The organism is Terrabacter sp. NPDC080008, assembly GCF_040702505.1.
Classification (GTDB): Bacteria; Actinomycetota; Actinomycetes; order Actinomycetales; family Dermatophilaceae; genus Terrabacter.
Genome location: NZ_JBFBLC010000015.1, coordinates 1 through 1,804 on the forward strand (window position 1 = coordinate 1; position 1,804 = coordinate 1,804).

Consider the following 1,804-nt stretch of genomic DNA (forward strand, 5'->3'; position numbering starts at 1 on the left):
TCCGTGTCTTGTGCCACCTGACGTGCGACGGATCTGTGCCACCTGATCCGCGACACTTGGGCTAGAAAAGTTGGGGTCGATCCGCGGTCGACTGTTGGCCATCGTAGGACTGCCGAGGTGAGCGTCATCAGCCTGTTTCGGCGCGAGGCCGGAAGGCCTTCATGTTTCGCACCGGCAGCGTCGTGGTCCGCGGCACGACCCGGGTGTCGCCGTCGCCCAGGTCGATGCTCAGGCTGGTCTCGGACACCGCGACGGTGACGATCTGGCCGGCGTGGACGGCGCCGAGGTTGACCCGTTGGCGACAGACCAGGATCACGCCGTTGCTGGCCGCCCTGCCTTGCACGGTGACCGGCTCACTCGAGGGACGTGGTGGTGGGCCGGCCCTGCGCGCACCGCGGAGCCGCAGTACCTGCTCGCGGGTCAGGGGGTTGGGCCATACCCGCAGCAGCTGCCGGGTGTCGGGGTCGAAGAACTGCAGCGTCGCCGGCTCGATCCGGATCCCGACCCGTCGCCCGGCCAGGATCTCAGCGGCCAGCAGGCGGCGGGGTCCGAGCGCGACGAGCCCGGTGCGGCTGACTACCCGCTCGAGCTCGATGGCCTCGCCCTGCTCGGGCCGGGGCAGCGGTGAGGGACCGGCGGGGACCGCGCCGTTGGCCCGTAGCCGGCACAGGTCAGCCACGCTCAGCTGGGACCGGACCGTTTTGACCCGGGAGGCAGCCATGCTCAGGTGCACCACGTCGCAGTCGGCCCACACCCGCACGGTGCGTCCGGCATGGGCGGGGCCCAGCCACAGCTGCTGCGGGCCCAGCTTCATGTTCCCCGAGGGCGGCACGACCAAGTCGAGCTCGACCGGGTCGCCATCCCCCGGCCGCGGACCAAACGGGCCCACTGGTCCGCTGCCGCCTCGGTACCCGTCGACGACCCCAGTCCTCGACATCTGGGCATCAGCCTCGCTCGGGGCGAGGTCCTGTCCGGTCGGGCTGGTCGGGCTGGTCACTGCGGACAGCGTTGGAGGCAGCCACATCTCGAGCACGTCCCGCTCGGCCTGCGGGACCGGGGTGAACCGCTGCGACGGGGTGACCGGCACCGTGTCGTCCAACGCCTGGTGCGGACGGCCGGTGTTGTACTCGTGCACCCATGCGTCGACCGCGGCCTGCGCCTCCTCGACACTCGTGAATGGCCCTGCCCCGTCGAGGAACTCGGGACGGAACGTGCCGTGGAACCGCTCCACCTTCCCGTTCTGGTTCGGCGAGGCGGGCGCGGTCAGCCGGTGCGTGATCCCGTTCTTACGGCAGATCTTGTCGAAGAGCACCTCCCCGCTTCCGGCGCCGTGCCGTCCGAACCGGCCGGTGAACTGCCTCCCGTTGTCGGTGATGACCTCCTGGGGCACGCCGAACCGGGACAGCGCCTGCGCGAACGCCAAGCACACCGCCCGAGCCGTGGCCCGCTCCACCACCGCCGCCATCACGCAGTATCGGGAATGGTCATCCACGCCCGTGACCAGCTTCGCGTCCCGGACCACCCCCGTACTCGGGTCGACCAGCCGGATCCCCCCGACGATGTCGATGCCCCACAGCTGCATCGGGCCCGGCCGCTCGAACCGGCGATACGACGACCGCGGCCGCTTGCGCGGACGAGGCGCCGACAGCCCCTGCCGGTGCAGGATCCGCACGATCGTGCGCACCGCCGGGATCGTCCCGCCCTCCACCGGCTTGCGCAGCAGCTCCAACCGGATCCGCTTGGCGCCCCACCGTGGATGCGCCCGGCGCATCTCCGCGACCCGGACCTCGACCGAGTCCGCCAC

At 71.2% G+C, this 1,804-nt stretch carries 1 protein-coding gene; it reads right to left on the reverse strand.

Annotation, left to right across the window (positions count from 1 at the left end):
* Positions 1–127: 127 nt before the first annotated feature.
* On the reverse strand, positions 128–1,804 hold a 1,677-nt coding region (locus tag AB0316_RS20940; protein ID WP_366275192.1), incomplete at its 5' end, for an IS481 family transposase.